This window comes from Pseudomonas sp. V88_4, assembly GCF_029967985.1.
GTDB classification, from domain to species: Bacteria; Pseudomonadota; Gammaproteobacteria; order Pseudomonadales; family Pseudomonadaceae; genus Aquipseudomonas; species Aquipseudomonas glycinae.
Window position 1 is genome coordinate 623,942 of record NZ_JASCAF010000002.1, and the last position, 18,491, is coordinate 642,432.

The 18,491-nt window shown below is 61.8% G+C and carries 16 protein-coding genes and 1 riboswitch; of the genes, 2 read left to right on the forward strand and 14 right to left on the reverse strand.

Annotated elements, in window-relative coordinates; all coding sequences use genetic code 11:
* Positions 1 to 15: 15 nt before the first annotated feature.
* Entirely contained in the window at positions 16 to 291 is a 276-nt protein-coding gene (locus QLG12_RS05395; RefSeq protein WP_007952044.1) for a peptidylprolyl isomerase, read from the forward strand.
* 49 nt (positions 292 to 340) lie between these two features.
* On the opposite strand, the gene QLG12_RS05400 is transcribed toward QLG12_RS05395, so the two are convergent.
* From QLG12_RS05400 to QLG12_RS05435, 8 genes are all read right to left on the reverse strand, one after another.
* Positions 341 to 1,276 carry a sugar kinase gene (locus QLG12_RS05400; RefSeq protein WP_282474075.1) on the reverse strand — a complete coding sequence of 312 codons (936 nt, stop codon included), beginning with the start codon at positions 1,274 to 1,276 and terminating at the stop codon, positions 341 to 343.
* Complete coding sequence (locus tag QLG12_RS05405) at positions 1,276 to 2,496, reverse strand: amino acid deaminase (RefSeq protein WP_282474076.1); 1,221 nt, start codon at positions 2,494 to 2,496, stop codon at positions 1,276 to 1,278. Before QLG12_RS05405 ends, QLG12_RS05400 begins: the two co-directional genes overlap by 1 nt.
* 39 nt (positions 2,497 to 2,535) lie before the next feature.
* Positions 2,536 to 3,300, reverse strand: coding sequence for an IclR family transcriptional regulator (locus QLG12_RS05410; RefSeq protein ID WP_085603279.1), 765 nt, complete (start codon positions 3,298 to 3,300; stop codon positions 2,536 to 2,538).
* Positions 3,301 to 3,527: 227 nt separating this feature from the next.
* Positions 3,528 to 3,917, reverse strand: coding sequence for a RidA family protein (locus tag QLG12_RS05415; protein ID WP_007912330.1), 390 nt, complete (start codon positions 3,915 to 3,917; stop codon positions 3,528 to 3,530).
* A gap of 31 nt (positions 3,918 to 3,948) precedes the next feature.
* Entirely contained in the window at positions 3,949 to 4,746 is a 798-nt protein-coding gene (locus QLG12_RS05420) for an amino acid ABC transporter ATP-binding protein (protein WP_236192716.1), read from the reverse strand.
* The gene (locus QLG12_RS05425) at positions 4,743 to 5,405 is read right to left on the reverse strand and encodes an amino acid ABC transporter permease (RefSeq protein ID WP_011334481.1); all 663 of its coding nucleotides are present in this window, start codon (positions 5,403 to 5,405) and stop codon (positions 4,743 to 4,745) included. Before QLG12_RS05425 ends, QLG12_RS05420 begins: the two co-directional genes overlap by 4 nt.
* 9 nt (positions 5,406 to 5,414) lie before the next feature.
* The gene (locus tag QLG12_RS05430; RefSeq protein ID WP_059405928.1) at positions 5,415 to 6,077 is read right to left on the reverse strand and encodes an amino acid ABC transporter permease; all 663 of its coding nucleotides are present in this window, start codon (positions 6,075 to 6,077) and stop codon (positions 5,415 to 5,417) included.
* Positions 6,078 to 6,128: 51 nt separating this feature from the next.
* The gene (locus tag QLG12_RS05435) at positions 6,129 to 6,977 is read right to left on the reverse strand and encodes a transporter substrate-binding domain-containing protein (RefSeq protein WP_197867950.1); all 849 of its coding nucleotides are present in this window, start codon (positions 6,975 to 6,977) and stop codon (positions 6,129 to 6,131) included.
* A gap of 338 nt (positions 6,978 to 7,315) precedes the next feature.
* On the opposite strand from QLG12_RS05435, the gene QLG12_RS05440 reads away from it, so the two are divergent.
* Entirely contained in the window at positions 7,316 to 7,747 is a 432-nt protein-coding gene (locus QLG12_RS05440) for a thioredoxin family protein (protein ID WP_197867951.1), read from the forward strand.
* Positions 7,748 to 7,755: 8 nt separating this feature from the next.
* Here the strand turns inward: QLG12_RS05440 and QLG12_RS05445 are convergent, their stop codons facing one another.
* The 6 genes from QLG12_RS05445 to cobW form a co-directional block, all read right to left on the reverse strand.
* Positions 7,756 to 9,312, reverse strand: a complete 1,557-nt coding sequence (locus tag QLG12_RS05445; RefSeq protein ID WP_163975462.1) for a TerC family protein — start codon at positions 9,310 to 9,312, stop codon at positions 7,756 to 7,758.
* A gap of 335 nt (positions 9,313 to 9,647) precedes the next feature.
* Entirely contained in the window at positions 9,648 to 11,294 is a 1,647-nt protein-coding gene (locus tag QLG12_RS05450) for a phospholipase D-like domain-containing protein (protein ID WP_282474077.1), read from the reverse strand.
* A gap of 40 nt (positions 11,295 to 11,334) precedes the next feature.
* On the reverse strand, positions 11,335 to 11,898 hold the full coding sequence (locus tag QLG12_RS05455) for a VWA domain-containing protein (protein ID WP_349016972.1): 564 nt from the start codon (positions 11,896 to 11,898) through the stop codon (positions 11,335 to 11,337).
* 101 nt (positions 11,899 to 11,999) lie between these two features.
* On the reverse strand, positions 12,000 to 13,013 hold the full coding sequence (locus QLG12_RS05460; protein WP_197867954.1) for an AAA family ATPase: 1,014 nt from the start codon (positions 13,011 to 13,013) through the stop codon (positions 12,000 to 12,002).
* An 8-nt stretch (positions 13,014 to 13,021) separates the two neighbouring features.
* The gene (gene cobN / locus QLG12_RS05465) at positions 13,022 to 16,903 is read right to left on the reverse strand and encodes a cobaltochelatase subunit CobN (protein WP_282474078.1); all 3,882 of its coding nucleotides are present in this window, start codon (positions 16,901 to 16,903) and stop codon (positions 13,022 to 13,024) included.
* Positions 16,904 to 16,906: 3 nt separating this feature from the next.
* A complete protein-coding gene (gene cobW / locus QLG12_RS05470; protein WP_282474079.1) occupies positions 16,907 to 17,980 on the reverse strand; it encodes a cobalamin biosynthesis protein CobW in 1,074 nt (357 codons plus the stop codon).
* Positions 17,981 to 18,078: 98 nt separating this feature from the next.
* A riboswitch (cobalamin riboswitch) is annotated at positions 18,079 to 18,289 on the reverse strand.
* Positions 18,290 to 18,491 lie beyond the last annotated feature (202 nt).

The window sequence follows — 18,491 nt, forward strand, 5'->3', positions numbered from 1 at the left end:
TACAGGTATTGCACGATGAAAGCCCAAGCCCGCCACATTCTGGTGAAGACCGCCGAAGAGGCTGAAAAACTCAAACAACGCATCGCCAACGGTGAAGCGTTCGATGTGCTGGCGAAGAAGTTTTCGACCTGCCCGTCCGGCAAGCGCGGCGGCGATCTGGGTGAAGTGCGGCCAGGGCAAATGGTCGGTGCGATCGATGCGGTGATCTTCAAGAAACCGCTGCGCACCGTGCACGGGCCGATCAAGAGCAAGTTCGGCTATCACCTGGTGCAGGTGTTTTACCGCGATTGATCCAGTGCCCTGAAGGCGTGGCTTTCGCCAACGCCTTCAGGGCACTGGATCAATCCTTGGGGATCAGCGCCCCCGGTACTTGAATGACCTGACTGGCCAAGCGATGTCCCGCCTCCGCCGCCTGCGCTGGGCTTGCTCCCGACAAGCGACTCGCCAGATACGCCGCACTGAACGAATCCCCCGCCGCCGTGGTGTCCACTACCTTTTCGACCTTCTGCGCCGGCACTTCAAACGCTTCCCCGTCGCAACGGATCAGGCACGCTTCGGCACCGCGCTTGAGAACCACTTCCGGCGTGCCGATCTGCGCGTACGCTGCAAACACCGCATCACAGTCTTCGAAATGAAACAGCGCCTGCTCGTCGTCAACCGTCAACAATGCCAGATCGACGTGAGGCAACACGCTGCGATACTCCGCTCGCGCCTCCTCCACTGAAGCCCACAGGCGTGGGCGGTAGTTGTTGTCGAACACGATCCGCGCGTCGCGCTGACGGGCCTCGATCAAGGTCTGAATCAGTTTCTCCCGCCCCTGAGCACCGAGTACCGCCAGCGTGATACCGCTGAAATACAGCACGTCGTAATCCGCCAGCGCCGCCAGAATCGGCGCGGCCGCCGGCGTGGTGAAGCAGTCGCGCACGGCGGCTTCGTTGCGCCAGTAAAGGAAACGACGTTCGCCGGCAGCGTCCGTTTGAATGCAATACAGGCCCGGCAAACGACCGGGCAAGCGCTGGACCAGATCCAGACCAATGCCTTCGTCGGCCCAACTGCGGCACATCGCGTCACTGAAGCTGTCGTCGCCCAGCGCCGTGACGTAATCGACCTGCGCCTTGTCGCCCATGGCGCGGGACAGATAGACCGCCGTGTTCAGTGTGTCGCCGCCAAAGCTCTGTTGCAGGCTGCCGTCGGCACGTTGCTGGAGTTCGATCATGCATTCGCCGATCAGGGCGATGCGCGGGGTGTTCGGACCCAAAGGATTGAGCGCGCTCATCAGAAACAGGTTTCCATGGTTTCGATCACCGACAGTTGCTCGTCCACCAGCAGCCCCACGCGCCACTTGTCGAAGGTCAGGCATGGGTGCGAAGTGCCGAAGGAAATGATGTCGCCCACGCGCAATTCCACGCCCGGCGCCACGGTCATGAACGCGTGCTGGTCCATCACCGCCGTCACCTTGCAGGCGCCGACATCGTCGCCCACCGCCGGCAGCACGCCGGCCTTGTAACGCAGCAGCGGCACCGGCATCCCGGCATCGAACGCCACGTCACGCTTGCCCAGGGCAATCACCGCAAACCCCGGCTCCGGCAGCGACTGCACGTGGGCCCAAACTTCCAGCGCCGGGCGCAGGCCTTCGTGCAGGTCGCTGCGACGGTCGAGCACGCAGCACTGCGCCTCTTTATAGATGCCATGGTCGTGGGCCACGTAACTGCCGGGACGCAATACGCTCAGGAAACGCCCGCCAGCGTTCTGCGCTTCGAACGATTCGGCAATCAGGTCGTACCACGCCGACCCCGACGCAGTGATGATCGGCTTGGCAACGGCGAATGCGCCGCTGTCCTGCAACTGCACGGCCAGGCGTACCAGCGAAGCCGCGAATTCACGGATGCCGCTGACGGCGTGATCGCCATGGATCACGCCTTCGTAACCTTCGATACCGGTCAAGGCCAGCGCCGGTTGCGCACCGACAGCCTTGGCCAGTTCAATGACTTCCTGCTCGCTGCGGCAACCGCAACGGCCGCCGACCACGCCGTATTCGATCATCACGTTCAGGCGCACACCGCGCGAGGCGAAATAAGCGCCCAGATCGGCGACGTTGTCCGGGTGATCGACCATGCAATAGAAATCGAAGCCGGAATCGGCCGCCAGCAGATCGGCAATCAGCGCCATGTTCGGCGTACCGACCAGTTGGTTGGCCATCAACACCCGGCGCACGCCGTGGGCGTAAGCAGCTCGGGTCTGGGTCGCGCTGGCGAGGGTGATGCCCCACGCGCCGGCTTCGAGCTGACGACGAAACAGCGCCGGGGTCATGCTGGTCTTGCCGTGGGGCGCGAGTTCGGCGCCGCTGTCGCTGACGAAGTTCTGCATCCAGCGGATGTTGTGTTCCAGCGCTTCGCGGAGCAGCACCAGTGCCGGCAGGCTGATGTCACGTACCAGTTGCGCGCCGAGGGCGGCATCGCCCTTTTCCACGGCAGCAGTGTTAATGGCAGTCGTCATGGTCGAACTCCTCACAGTCGCGCCCGCAGGCAGGCGCGGTTATTCGTTGATTCGCCGGGCGAGGCTGTTGGCGCTCTCGATCAAGACCCGGCGATAGTCGTTGTAATTGTTCTTGGCATCGGCACGCGGGGCGACGATGCACAGGGTGCAGATGGCAACGCCTTGAGGGTCTTTGACCGGGGCGGCGAAGCAATGGGTAAAGGTGTCGGCGACACTGTCGAAAGAGAAGAAACCGTCGATGCCGGCCTGACGGATTTCCGCCAGAAACGTCTCCATCGGCAGACGTTCGCCACCCGGCAGGATGAAGTCGTCAGGGTCGATCAGGTCGCTGATCTGCTGATCGCTCAAGTGCGCCAGCAGCAGGCGACCGGAGGCGGTCCACGGGATCGGCGCGTTTTCGCCGATATCGGAAGAAATGCGGAAATGCCGCTCGCCCTCCTTCATCAGCGCCACCGTGTATTTGCGCCCGTTGAGCAGGCACATCTGCGCGGTTTCCCGGGTCTGGCTGACGATCTCCTGCAAGGCGTGATCGGCCTCGCGACTGAGGTCGAAATGACGCAAATGCGCCTGGCCGAGGAAGTACAGCTGACGACCGAGATAGACGTGACCGTCCTTGCCCACCGGTTCGAGAATCCGCCGTTCGAGCAACGACGCCACCAGCTCGTAGACCGTGGATTTCGGGCTGCCGATGCCGTTGGCGATGTCGTTCGGACGCAGTGGCTGGCCGATTTCCTTGAGGAAATCGAGAATATCGAACGCCCGGTCCAGACCGCGTGCCCGGCGCTTGATGGTGTCTTCGGTCATTTCTGTGGTTCCCATAAAAGATGCCGGGATGGTAACTGGCCCTTCGCGCTGTGTCAGTTGGATCGCAGCCCTCACCCCCCGCCCTCTCCCAGGGGGAGAGGGAGCCTGATCGCATCGATACAAATGCCATCGTCTGACACAACAATCTGCATCGATAGAGATCAGTCCCCTCTCCTGGGGGAGAGGGCCAGGGTGAGGGGTCTACGGCCTCAGCAGCGCCACATCTCTCAAGCCTTCTTCTTGTACGCAATGCAGTCGATCTCGACCTTGCAGTCGACCATCATGCTCGCCTGCACACAGGCCCGGGCCGGTGCATGTTCGGGCTTGAAGTACTCACCGAACACTTTGTTGAAACTGCTGAAATCCCGCGGATCGTCCAGCCACACGCCGGCGCGCACCACATCTTCCAGGCCATAACCGGCCTCTTCGAGAATCGCGATCAGGTTCTTCATGGTCTGGTGCGTCTGCTCGACGATGCCGCCCACGATGATCTCGCCATCCACCGCCGGCACCTGCCCGGAAACGTGCAGCCAGCCATCGGCTTCAACGGCGCGGGCGAATGGACGCGGCTGGCCGCCAGCGGCGGTGCTGCCGGTGCCGTAACGAGTAATGCTCATGGGTATTTCTCCTGATTGAAAAAGTAAAAAGTCAGAACCGCGTGCTTTTGAGAAATTCCGCCAGCCGCGGCGATTGCGGACGCTCGAACAGTTCCTTGGGAGGCCCCTGCTCTTCGATGCGCCCCTGATTCATGAAAACGATCTTGTCCGAGACCTCGAAGGCAAAACGCATTTCGTGGGTCACCAGCAACATGGTCATGCCGTCCTCGGCCAGGCCCTTGATCACGTTCAGCACTTCGCCGACCAGTTCCGGATCGAGGGCCGAGGTGACTTCGTCGAACAGCATCAGGCTCGGGTTCATCGCAATCGCCCGGGCAATCGCCACGCGCTGCTGCTGACCGCCGGACAACTGACCGGGAAAGTGATTGCGCCGCTCCAGCAGGCCGACCCGTTCCAGCCATTTTTCGGCCAGGGCCACGGCTTCGTCCTTGTGCATCTTTTTGACTTTGAGCAGGCCGAGCGTGACGTTTTGCAACGCGGTGAGATGCGGGAACAGATTGAATTGCTGGAACGCCATACCGGTCATCGCCCGATGACGGGCGATGACTTTTTCCGGATGGCGCACGCGCTTGCCGTTGAGTTCGTCATAGCCGATGGATTCGCCGTCGAGCAGGATCTGCCCGCCCTGGAATTCCTCGAGCATGTTCACGCAACGCAGCAGCGTGGTCTTGCCTGAGCCACTGGAGCCGATCAGCGTCACCACGTTGCCGCGCTGCATGCTCAGGTCGACACCCTTGAGCACTTCGACCGCGCCGTATTGTTTGTGCAGACCACGGATGTCCAGCAGCGGCTGAGCGTTCTGGACGTTGGAAACTTGAGCTTGAGTCATGGCAGGGCCACCCGCTTTTCAATGTGCCGGCCGAGTAATTCGATGCCGTAGTTGATGACGAAGAACAGAAAACCGGCGAACAGGTAAAACTCCAGGGTCATGAACGTCCGGGCGATGATCTGCTGGGTGCTGAGCAACAGCTCGGCCACGCCGATTACCGACAGCAACGTCGAAGCCTTGACGATTTCCGTGGACGAGTTGACCCAGGTCGGCAGGATCTGCCGCAGCGCCTGAGGCAACAGCACGTAGCCGAGGGACTGATAGAACGTCAGGCCGATGGCCTTGCCGGCTTCCATCTGCCCGCGTGGCAACGCCTGCAATGCACCGCGCACGATTTCGGCCACGTGGGAGCCGCAAAACAACGTCAGACCCAATGCGCCGGCCTGAAATGCGCTGATCTGCCAACCAAGCGCCGGCGCCATGTAGAAGCAGGCCAGCACCAGCACAAACACCGGCGTACCGCGAATCAGGTCGACATAAAAGCGGAACGGTGCGCGCATCCAGAACTTGCCGTAGGTCAGCACCAGACCGGCGAAAACGCCGATGACCGTGCCGAACAGAATGGCCAGCGCCGACACCTGCACGCTGGTCAGAAAGCCTTGCCACAAGGCTTCGCGGGCAATCCACAACTCATGCAACCAACTGGGGGATTGGTACATCGCAGCCTCCTATCGGCGGATTGCCAGACGCTGCTCCAGGTAACGCAGCAGCATGGCAATGAGGTAACAGGCCGCGACATACAACGCCGTGGTCACCAGCCAGGTTTCGATCACCCGGTAGCTTTCGACGTTGATCTTGCGCGCGTAATAGGTCAGCTCCGGCACCGCGATCGCGGCGGCCAGCGAGGTGTCCTTGAACAGCGAAATGAAGTTGTTCGACAGTGCTGGCAGCACGTTGCGCAACATCACCGGCACGGTGACGTAGGCTTTCACCTGCCACTCGCCCAGACCAATGGCCAGCCCCGCTTCGCGCTGGCCCTTGGGAATGCTCAACAAACCACCGCGGAACACCTCGGTCAGATACGCCCCGGCATACAGCGACAGGGTGATGATGAACGACGGGATCTTGTCCAGCCGGATCCCCAGGCTCGGCAACGCAAAGTAGATCAACAGGATCAAAACCAGAATCGGCGTGTTACGGATCACCGTCACATACACCGATGCCAGCACCCGCAAGGCGCGATGCTTGGACAGCAAGGCAAACGCCATCAGCAGGCCGATCACGCAACCGATGGCGATCGACACCAGCGCCAGTTCGAGACCCAGACCGAGCCCCGCCAGCAAGGTGTCGAAATCGCGCCACACGGCGGCAAAGTTCAACTGATAGTTCATGGTCGGCAGTACCTTGAGCGGGGCGCATCAGGGCGCCCCACTCTCACGGGATCATTTGAATTCGACAGGGAAACCGATGGCAGGCGATGGCAGATCCACGCCGAACCATTGCTTGAACGACGCGGCATAAGTCGGAAACTCGACGCCGGTCATGGCTTCATGCAGGGCGGTGTTGACGAAGTTCAGCCAGTCCTGATCGCCGCGTTTGACGGCGCAGGCGTAGGTCTGCGGGCTCCAGGCATACGTCGGGCTACGGTAGCGACCAGGGTTCTGCACCATCAGGTATTTGACCGAAGACTGGTCAGTGGCGGCAGCATCGGCGCGGCCGGAGTTCACCGCCTGGTACATCAGATCGACGCTGTCGTACTGATCGACCTTGGCCTTGGGCAGCGCCTGATGCACCAGTTCTTCGGCGTACACGTTCTGCAGCACGGCGACGGTCACGCCGTCACCACCGGCCTGCAGGTCTTCGATTTCCTTGTACTTGCTGTTGTTCGGCAGCAACAGGCCGACGCCTTCGCGGTAGTACGGCAGGGTGAACGCCACTTGCTGCGCACGGCTGGCGGTGACGGTGATGAACTGACAGCTCATGTCGACTTTGTCGGTCAACAGATTGGGAATCCGCGCATCGGACGACTGCACGACGAACTCGACTTTGCTCGGGTCATTGAACAGACCTTTGGCCACGATCCGGGCGATGTCGATATCAAAGCCCTGCAACTTGCCGTCCGCGCCCTGGAAGTGCCACGGCGCATTGGTGCTGCCGGTGCCCACAATCAGTTTTCCACGGGCCAGCACGCTGTCGAGCTTGCTGTCGGCCGCCTGGGCCATACCCACGACAGCGGACGAAGCCGCGAGAACAAAAACACACGTTTTGAACAAGGAAGGTCGGCGATGCATGGCAAGCACTCCTGGAAGTTGTTTATTCCGCTATACCGGAACACGGTTTGTTACTACGGAATAGACAGCAGAAAGTGTGCCACAGGATTCATGGGGAATCTGCAAAGGATTGAATTTTGTTTTGAATCAAAGGGATGGAAGAAACCTGCGAAACGCTGCAACCAACATTGATTAATCACTTCGCTACTTTGCGCCACACATGGCGGGTATCCGGGCCACATTCTGGTGCGCGATGCACGATTGGGCGCGGGCTGCACCTGTCAACTCTGACAGTTGCGGCAACGGCCGCGCGCGCCCTAACGTCGTAGCGTCCAGCACATCGAATAAAGGAGGCTGCGATGACGACGCCGACTCGATATTCAGCGTTGCCCCCCACATATCGGAAGGTCTTGAAAGCCAGGCGCCTTGTCGTCCTGTATTTTTTCAACAGGCACTGCGGGGCCTGCGAATTTTCCGGCCCGGTCTTTCTTGAGATCGCCAAGCCCTTTCGGCCCTGGATGGATATCTTCATGCTCGATACCGCACAGTCGTGTCGACATCCGGATGTCAAGGGCACACCGACCGTGTTGTTCTACAAGGAAGGCATTCTGGTCAAAAAACTGAAAGGCATCGGTTCGGAAGAATCCCTCCTGCAAGACTTCACCCAATTCCTCGGCAAAACCCGTCACCCCGCTGTACCGCGCAAATCGGCCCATGACCTGAACTGGCTGCGTGACACCCTCCGCACCCTTTGCACCGTCCACCGCGCAAAACGGTGGAACCTTTCATGAAAGTGCCGTCACGCCTCACGCACCAGCAACACCCGCGTCACGCGACGTTCTTCGACTGCCATTACGGTCATGCCCCAGCCTTCATGCTCCAGACGATCGCCCTTCATCGGCAGGCGATCCAGCAGGCTCATCACCAGCCCGGCCAGAGTCTGGTAATCCTCGGTCGGCTCGGCGCGAAAACCGGTGTGTTCGCGGATACGGGTCAGGTTCAGCGCACCATTGACGATAAATCCGCCCTGCTCCTCGACCACGTCGGGGCCGGCGATTTCGCTGGCGTCCGGCAGTTCGCCGGCAATCGACTCGAGAATGTCTGTCATGGTCAACACGCCGACAAAGTCACCGAACTCGTTCACCACAAAGGCAATGTGGGTCGAGGCCGCACGCATTTGTTCCAGTGCGTTGAGGATCGAATAGCTGTCCAGCAGATTGACGGTCTTGCGCGCCAGGTGTTCAAGGTTGGGCTCGTTGCCGGCCAGGTATTCCTTGAGCAGTTCCTTCTTGTGCACGAAACCCAGCGGCTCATCCACCGCACCGTTACGAATCAGCGGCAAGCGCGAGTAGGACGAATGCATCAGTCGCGTGCGAATAGCCTCGGCGTCATCGGCCAGATCAATGTGATCGACATCGGCGCGCACCGTCATCAAGGCACGAATCGGTCGCTCGGCCAATTGCAGCACACCGCTGATCATCACCCGCTCGCGACGGTCGAACAGCTCCGCGCTCGGCGCTTCACCGTTGTCCAGCAAGTCGGAGATTTCCTCGCCGACTTCTTCCTCCGCCAGTTTGCGACCACCCAACAGACGCATCACCGCGTGAGCCGTGCGCTCACGCATCGGACGCAAGCCCTGCATCGAGCGCTTGCGACGAGCGCGGGCGATCTGGTTGAAGATCTCGATCAGGATCGAGAAACCAATGGCCGCGTACAGATAACCTTTCGGGATGTGGAAGCCCAGGCCTTCGGCCGTCAGGGCAAAACCGATCATCATCAGGAAGCCCAGACACAGCATGATCACCGTCGGGTGGGCGTTGACGAAGCGGGTCAGCGGCTTGCTGGCAACGATCATCACACCAATGGACACGACCACCGCGATCATCATCACCGCCAGTTCATCGACCATGCCCACGGCAGTAATCACCGCGTCCAGCGAGAACACTGCGTCGAGCACGACGATCTGCGCCACGATCGGCCAGAACAGCGCATAAGCGGTGTTGGTCGAACGTTCGCCGATGTGGCCTTCCAGCCGTTCGTGCAATTCCATGGTCGCCTTGAACAACAGGAACACACCACCGAACAGCATGATCAGGTCACGGCCGGAGAAGCTCTTGCCGAACACTTCGAACAACGGTGCCGTGAGGGTGACCAGCCAGGAAATACTCGCCAGCAGGCCAAGACGCATGATCAGCGCCAGGCTCAAGCCGATGATCCGCGCGCGGTCGCGCTGATGCGGCGGCAGTTTGTCCGCCAGGATCGCGATGAACACCAGGTTATCGATACCCAGTACCAGTTCCAGCACGATCAGTGTCAACAAGCCCAGCCATGCCGTGGGATCCGCTAACCATTCCATAATCTGTCTCTATCTCTCGTCGGTGAATTCAGGCTGCCGGACACGGCAAAGTGCGGCGCGAAAGCTCGAAGGCTGCGCCAACAACGATAGTCGGTAGTCGGAAGACCGGATGTTGCGAGTGCGTCAAGACCGCGCCGTGGCGCGAGGGGAACGGGGTTCCTGGAATAGAACTGGGAGGCTCCGAGAGGGTGTTCATGCAAATCCTGAATGAAAAAAGGCCTTGAAGCGTACAGGCTCAGATGACTTTTCCTACAGCTGCAAATCATTTCAAAATCTGTACGCCGCCGGCTTATCGCCGTCCCCGTCAGCATCGGCAACCAACGGATGTGTAAGGGCTAACGCCCGGCAAACCTGAGGCGAGACAACTGGCGCAGATCGCCCTCGACGTAGTAGTCGTTGGTCCAGCTGTCATCCACCGCCAATGGCTGCACCTGCTTCAACGCCAGTTTCTTCGCGAAGTAGCGAAAACGGTAATGCTCGTAGAACCGCAGCAGCTCCAGGCCATAGCGGTCCGCCAGATCGGTGTCGCCGCGAATGATCAGGTAGTTCTCGTCATTGCCGTTGCTGGCAGAGGTGCTGAGGTTGTGGCTGCCGCTGATGAGGGTCGGGCTGTCGCTGGTGAAGTCGGTGACCACCGCTTTGGTGTGCACCAGCAAGTTGCCCTTCTGGCCTTTCATGTTCTCCCGCAGCCAGCCTTCCAGCCCGGTGTTGAGCAATGCGGTGGCGGCAAACTCGGCGGTTCGGTCGGCGTGAAACCCGGTGATGCGGCTGACGGTGTTTTGCAGGCCGTAACGCAGGATGTCGTCGTGGGGCTGGCCGAGCAACGCGTTGAGAATCGCGTCGGGCAAGGTAAATGCGGTAACGAACAGCAGGTCTTTTTTCGCCCCCTCGATGATCTCGACGAACTCCCGCAGATCGGCGCCGCCGGTACGCGGTGAAAATCCGGCGAACAAGGGCTGCGCCGGATTCATCGGGTTGTGTTGGCTGATCCAGTCGCGGGTGGCGCCGACGTCCGCCGGCTCGGCCCAGATCTGTTCGAAGGTTTTCAGGTAACTCGCGCTGACCGCCGAATCGTCCAGCACATGCACCACGTTGGCCTGGCGGTACACGCCGTTGGCGGTGAAGTTGGTGCTGCCGCACAACACCGCTTGCGGCTGACGTTCGCCGCCTGCGTCGAGGCGGCTCAGGACGATGAATTTGTTATGGAAAATATTGTGGGTGACCCGCCCGCGCTTGCTGGTCGCCGGCAGTTTCGCAAGGCTCGCTTCATTGATCGTGGTGTCTTCGTCGTCGGGCCGGGCGTGATACAGCACACGCACCTGAACACCTCGATCGAACGCCGCGTTCACCGTGTCGACGATGGCTTGCAACTGATATTCGTACATCGCGATATCCAGCGCCCACTGCCCGTCCACCGCACGCTCGATAAACCCTTGCAGGCGCCCGAGCAGACCGTTCTCCAGCCACTGACGCGCCGCATCGGGCCAGGCTTCGATGGGCATGTTCTTGTTGGCGCTGATCTGTGCATCGAGGTCGGGAAACTTGCGCTGAAACGCCTGACTGGCGGCCACGGCGCGGTTGAAGATCACGCCCTGATTGGCGGGATGACCATCGTCGGAGCAGATTGTCAGTTCCAGCGCCTCACCGAGTTGCGGCGCATCCGGCGAGCCATACGCCAAGTGCACCCGATAGTGAATCGTCATGCCCGGATTGACCGCGTAATCGGCCCAACGAAATTTCTGCAACGGCGCCTTGTCGCTCGGCGTGGCGTGGAACTGCGCGAAGGTATGGGCCCTGCCGGGAAAGGTCAGGCTGTTGAACAGGAACAGCCACGGTTTTTCGCCCTGCTGCTTTTCGATGGCAAACCCCAGCAGGCCTTTGCGCCGGGGTTCGGCGAGGTCCATGGCGAGCAGCACGCCGTTGGTGCCGGCGTAGGCCTTGACGCGAAAATCGTCCTGCGGATTGGCGACCAGTACGCGCATGATTCACTCCTTGTGATTGGGCCTCAGTGCAGCATAGCCCTCAGACCGACAACAACTCGTCGATATGCCGGTAATCCGCGTCGAGCGCTGTCGCCAATTGCCTTGCCCGATTCAGGCGGATCGGCCCGCGCTCGATATCGATCAGCAGGCCCGGACACGCCAGCGCTGGCAGCTGCGGACAGTCTTTCAAACGGCCATCGGTGATCACCAGCAATCGTTGTTGTTCGGCGGGAAAACGCTTGCGCCGCACCGCCAGCCAATGCCCGGCTTCCGTCAGCGCTGCCAACAGAGGCGTGCCGCCTCCCGCGCCCAATCCATCGAGCCAGGCGCGCAACCCGCTGGAGGCCTTCAGCCCTTGCACCTGCCATTTCGGCGCGGCGCCGCTTGCGGTCAACAACGCCAGGCGCGCGCGCTGCCGATAAGCGTCGTCGAACAGTTGCGCGAGTACGCCCTTGGCATCGCTCAGTGCCTGATGGCGACGGGTCGAGGCCGAGGCGTCGACAATCACCAGCCACAGTTCGTGGGGCGTGCGGGTGCGCAGTTGAAACAGCAGATCCGCCCTTTTTTTCGGACGGCCATTGAGCAAGGTTCCCGGCCAGTTCACCGAGCCACTGCGAGCGGCATGACGCTTGCCCTGGCGACCGTTATCGAGGCGTCCGGCGCGGGGTCTGGCATTCGCCCCCGCGTCGGACCGGGGGCGAATGCCTAAGGCTTTTTTTGTAGGTATGGCGGCCAGGTCGGGACTTCGCGGCGTGCGCCGGTAGCCAGTGCCGGCGCCGGCATTTCTCCCCACTGCCCCTGCCCTTCGCTCGGTTCGGCGTGAGTGCCGGACGGCGATTGCGCCGGTGGCTGCGTACTGGTCGGAGACTGTTCGCGACGACGATGACGCAAAGCAAACTCAGCCACCGCATCGATATCCTGCTCAGCGATGGCGTCCGCACCGCGCCACGCCGCATGAGCCCGCGCCGCACGCAGCCAAACCAGATCAGCACGCAAACCGTCGACGCCTGCCGCAAAGCAGCGCTCGGTGATCTGTGCCAAGGCCGCGTCATCCAGCGGAATGCCCGGCAAAACCTTGCGGGCATTCTCGCAGCGCTGACGCAAAGCTTGCTGTTCAGCCTCCCACTGCGCACAGAACGCCTGCGGGTCGCTGTCGAAATCCAGCCGACGACGAATGATCTGACCGCGCTCGGCCGGCGCCGTGTGACCGCTCAGGGCGACGTTCAAACCAAAGCGATCCAGCAATTGCGGACGCAATTCCCCCTCTTCCGGGTTCATGGTTCCGATCAATACGAACTTCGCCGAATGCCGATGGGAAATGCCATCGCGCTCGATCAGGTTGGTGCCACTGGCAGCCACATCGAGCAGCAAATCCACCAGATGATCCGGCAACAGATTCACTTCATCGACATACAACACGCCGCCGTCAGCCTTGGCCAGTACGCCGGGGGAAAACTGCGCACGCCCATCGCTCAACGCCGCGTCCAGATCCAGCGTGCCGACCAATCGCTCTTCCGTCGCACCCAACGGCAAGGTAACGAACTGACCACTGGCCAACAGATCCGCCAGACCCCGGGCCAGCGTCGACTTGGCCATGCCGCGCGGGCCTTCGATCAGCACGCCGCCGATCTTCGGATCGATGGCCGTCAGGTACAGCGCCAGTTTCAGATCATCGGCGCCGACCACGGCGGAGAGCGGGAAATGCGGGGTGTCGGTCATGTTCAGTCTCAGCTCTCTTCTTCTATGTCCAGCAGCAGGTTTTCCAAGGCCTCTTTGTAGGCGCCCGGTTCCTGCCACATCCCGCGCTGCTGCGCTTCGAGCATGCGTTCGGTCATGTCGCGCAGTGCGTGGGGATTATGCTCGCGCACGAACTCACGGGTCGCCGGGTCCAGCAGATAGGCATCGGCCAGCAAGGCGTATTGGTGATCGTCGATCAGTTGCGTGGTGGCGTCGAAGGCAAACAGATTGTCGACCGTCGCCGCCAGTTCGAACGCGCCTTTATAGCCGTGGCGTTTGACGCCGTCGATCCATTTCGGGTTCGCCGCCCTTGAGCGAATCACCCGGTTTAGTTCTTCCTTCAAGGTGCGGATTTTCGGCAGGTCCGGCTGACTGTGATCGCCGTGATAACTGGCCGCTGCTTCGCCGCGCAGGCTTTCCACCGCAGCCAGCATGCCGCCCTGGAACTGGTAATAGTCGTTGGAATCGAGCAGATCATGCTCGCGGTTGTCCTGATTCTGCAGCACGGCCTGCACCTGGCTCAGGCGCTGGACGAATTGCTCGCGGGCGGCGGTGCCTTCGTCGGAACCGCCATAAGCATAGGCGCCCCAGTTCAAGTAGACCTCGGCCAGATCCTCGCGGGTTTGCCAGAGGCGTCCGTCGATGGCGCCCTGCACGCCCGCGCCATAAGCGCCGGGTTTGGCACCGAAGATTCGCCAGCCAGCCTGACGCCGGGCAGCGTCTTCATCCAGCCCTGACTGACGCAACGCCTCACGTTCGGCACGCACCTTTGCGGCCAGCGGGTTGAGGTCGTCCGGCTCGTCCAGTTCGGCCACGGCTTGTACGGCGGCGTCGAACAGGCGGATCAGGTTGGCGAAAGCGTCGCGGAAAAATCCGGAGACCCGCAGCGTGACATCGACCCGAGGCCGGTCGAGCAGGCTCAACGGCAGAATTTCGAAATCGTCGACTCGCTGACTGCCGGTGGCCCAGACCGGACGCACGCCCATCAACGCCATGGCCTGAGCGATGTCATCGCCGCCGGTGCGCATGGTCGCGGTGCCCCACACAGAGAGACCGAGTTGGCGCAGGTGATCGCCGTGGTCCTGCAGGTGTCGCTCGAGGATCAGGGTCGCCGACTGGAAACCAATGCGCCATGCCGTGGTGGTCGGCAGGTTGCGCACGTCCACCGAATAGAAGTTGCGCCCGGTAGGTAGCACGTCGAGGCGACCGCGACTTGGCGCACCACTTGGGCCAGCGGGGACGAATCGGCCGCTCAACGCGTCGAGCAAGCCGCGCATTTCGGCCGGGCCGCAGGCGTCGAGGCGTGGGGCGATCACTTCGCGCAGATGAGCAAGAATGGCACTCACTTCAGACCAGTGAGGACCCTGTGGGAGCGGGCTTGTCCCCGGGCGGCGATCCGACGAAAGCGGTATGTCAGTGAAAGAGATATTGACTGACACGACGCCTTCGCGAGCAAGCCCGCTCCCACAGGGATTGTGCAAGGCTTGATTTTGGTTGAGAGCCTGTTCAATCAATTGCGCCGCGAACAGCTCCAGACGCTCGCGAGTATCCCCCGCCGTGCGCCAGACCTCGTCGCTGACCGACAGCAATTCCGATGGACGCGGGCCGGTCCACGGATCAGCCAGTGCACAATCCAGCGGATCGAACCCCAACTGAAACGCTTTCGCCAACGCCCGCAACAGACTCGACTGCGCCCCTTTGCCATCGCCACGGGGAATCCGCAGCAACGCCAGCAAGGTGTCGATGCGCAAACGCCCGGTCGGCGACTCACCGAAAATATGCAGGCCATCGCGGATCTGCGATTCCTTCAGATCACACAGATAGGTATCCAGACGCGGCAGCCAGATCGCCGCATCGGCATCGCTGTCGAGGGCGGCATCCAGCTGCAATTCACGATCGATCTGCGTGTCACGCACCAGTTGCAGAATGTCGCGCTGCAACTCACGGGCGCGGCGCGGATCGAGTAACTGAGCTTCGTAATACTCGTCCGCCAACAGTTCCAGATTGCGCAGCGGACCATAGGTTTCAGCGCGGGTCAGCGGCGGCATCAAGTGGTCGATGATCACCGCCTGGGTGCGACGCTTGGCCTGGGCGCCCTCGCCCGGATCGTTGACGATAAACGGATAGATGTTCGGCAGCGGCCCGAGCAGCGCGTCCGGCCAGCAGTTCTCCGACAGGCCCACGCCTTTGCCGGGCAGCCATTCGAGGTTGCCGTGCTTGCCGACGTGGATCACGCCATGAGCGCCGTAGGTCTGGCGCAGCCAGAAATAGAACGCGAGGTAAGCGTGCGGGGGCACCAGATCCGGGTCGTGATACACCGCGCTCGGATCGACCTGATAACCCCGCGCCGGTTGAATGCCGACGAAAGTCAGGCCAAAGCGCAGGCCGGCGATCATCATTCGCCCGTCACGGCACATCGGATCGTTTTGCGGCGAGCCCCAGCGCTCCAGCACCGCCGCGCGATTGGCTTCTGGGAGTGCGTTGAACATCGCCAGGTAATCGTCCATCGCCAGGCTTTGCTGGCACGGGCGCTGATCGAGCGTATCGAGGTCATTGCTGACGCCGCCGAGCAGTTGCCGGATCAGTTCGGTGCCGCTGTCCGGCAGTTCGGCCGGCAGCGGATAACGTTCGGCCTGCAACGCCCGCAGGATATTCAGCGCGGCGGCCGGCGTGTCGAGGCCGACGCCATTGCCGATGCGTCCGTCCCGGGTCGGGTAGTTGGCGAGGATCAGGGCGATACGCTTTTCAGCGTTCGGCACCCGCGCCAGATCAACCCAGCGTCGCGCCAGTTCGGCGACGAAATCCATGCGCTCAGGCTGCGCCCGATAACACACAACATCGGACTGACTGCGCTCGCTGCGCCACGCCAGATCCTTGAAGCTGATCGGTCGGCTGATGATCCGCCCGTCCAGCTCCGGCAACGCGATGTGCATCGCCAGATCCCGCGGACCGAGGCCCTGCTCGCTCTCGCGCCAACCGGGTTCGTTGTCCTGGGCGCAGATCGCCTGGATCACAGGAATGTTGCGACGGAATGGCCGCAGATGCGGCGCTTCCGGGCTGGATTGGGCAAAACCGGTGGTGTTCAGAATCACCGAAGCCTCGACCTCATCCAGCCAGTCCTCGACCACCGACAGGCAGCCGGGCTCTTTCAAACTGGCCACGGCGATCGGCAGCGGATTGAGTCCGGCCGCCTGAAGCCGTTGGCAGAACACGTCGATAAACGCCGTGTTCGCCGCTTGCAAATGCGAGCGATAAAACAACACCGCTGCGACCGGTTGACCGGGCAGCCAATCGGCTCGCCAGTCACTCAGTGCGGCGGTGTTTTTATTCGGGTGATAAATCGCCGTGCGCGGCAGCGTCTGCGGCTCGCCCCACACGTAATCCCGCGCCAGCCAGCGATTGGCCAGGCAGTGGAAAAAGTCCAGCGCATTGCCAAGGCCACCCTGGCGCAGGAACTGCCAGAGACGGTCGCGATCCTCGGCGCCCACGGTGCTCAAGTCGCTGAGTTCCGGGTCGGGCCGGTCATCGCCCGGCACCAGAATTACCTGCACGCCACGCTCGGACAACTCGACCAGCCGCTCGACGCCATAACGCCAATAAGCGATGCCGCCGTGCAGCGAAATCAGAATGACCTTGGCGTGGCGCAGCACTTCATCGACGTACAGGTCGACCGACGCATGGTTCTGCACCTGCATCGGGTTGGCCAGCCGCACGCTCGGGTAATCCTCGGGCAGTTGCTGCGCGGCTTCGGCGAGCAGCGCGAGGCTGGAATCGCCGCTGCACAGGATCACCAGCTCGGCGGGGGTTTGTCCAAGGTCGGCAATGTTGTCGTCCGACACGAAACCGCCGGGCTGGGTCCTGAGCAGGTGCATGGCTTAAACGCTGAGCGCGGCGCGCAGTTGCGCTTCGAGTTGGGCCGCGTCCAGTTCCTGGCCGATCAACACGAGACGGGTGATACGCGCTTCTTCGGCGCCCCATTGACGGTCGAAGTGCTTGTCAAAACGCGTACCCACGCCCTGGATCAGCAGGCGCATCGGCTTGTTCGGGATCGCCGCGAAGCCTTTGACCCGCAGAATGCCGTGCTGAACCACCAGTTGCGTCAGCGCGTCGAGCAGCAGGCTTTCGTCGGCTTGCGGCAGCTCGATGGAAATCGAATCGAAGGCGTCGTGATCGTGGTCGTCGTGATCGTCATCGCCTTCCCCGTGGTGGTGATCGTGATGGCTGTGACGGCTGTCGATGTGTTCTTCGGAACCGGCACCGAGGCCGATCAGCACGTCCAGCGGCAGGCGACCGTTGCTGGCTTCGATGATTTTCACGGCTGGCGGCAGCTCTTCGGCGACTTCCAGACGGACCCGCGCGAGGTCTTCAGGGCTGGTCTGGTCGGCCTTGTTGAGGATCACCAGGTCGGCGCTGGCCAGTTGGTCGGCGAACAGTTCGTGCAGCGGAGATTCGTGATCCAGGTTCGGATCGAGCTTGCGCTGGGCATCGACCTGATCCGGGAACGCGGCGAAGGTGCCAGCGGCCACGGCCGGGCTGTCGACCACAGTGATCACCGCGTCGACGGTGCAGGCACTGCGGATTTCCGGCCACTGGAAGGCTTGCACCAGCGGTTTTGGCAGGGCCAGGCCCGAGGTTTCGATCAGGATGTGGTCAAGGTAACCGCGACGGGCCACCAGCTCGCGCATCACCGGGAAGAACTCTTCCTGAACCGTGCAGCACAGGCAACCGTTGGCCAGCTCGTAGACGCGGCCGGTGGCTTCTTCTTCGGTGCAGCCGATGGTGCACTGCTTGAGGATTTCACCGTCGATGCCCAACTCGCCAAACTCGTTGACGATCACCGCGATACGGCGGCCCTGAGCGTTATCGAGCATGTGCCGCAGCAAGGTGGTTTTGCCCGAGCCGAGGAAGCCGGTGACGATGGTGACGGGGAGTTTGGCCAGTGTTTTCATCGGATGCCCTTTGGCAAGGTGGCGGGCATACGGGACGAGACCGGCAACGCGCGTGCGTGCCTGGAGAGTTCGCCACCGGATCACCCCGCCCGGTTGAAAGTGAGAATCTGTGACGAGGCAGGTCTCCTGGCTGACGGTGTTCGGGCCTTGGCCCGGTATTCGCTGCGCCTTCCCGCTGGCTCTGGATTGAGTTGGCAGTGGCGTGGCAGCGAACAGCACCGTTCACAGTTGCGGGGGCAGCCGCGGCTTGGACCGCGTTCCCTTCTTAGCTTCGGCGTGGGCCGAAGAACCTCGAGAGCGCAAGGCTACGCATGGGTTCGTGATGGGTCAATGGCCGTTGTTTTTTGGTTTTGGGTTTTGTGCGCATATCCGTTGCTGCGGTAACGGCGTCCTAGGGTTCCGCCCTTACGGCGGGTCACTTTTGACAAACGCCTCAAAAGTAACCAAAAAGTCTACGCCCCGGCGTACGGCACTTCGCTTAGGCTCAGTGTTCCCTCGCTACGGTGTCCAT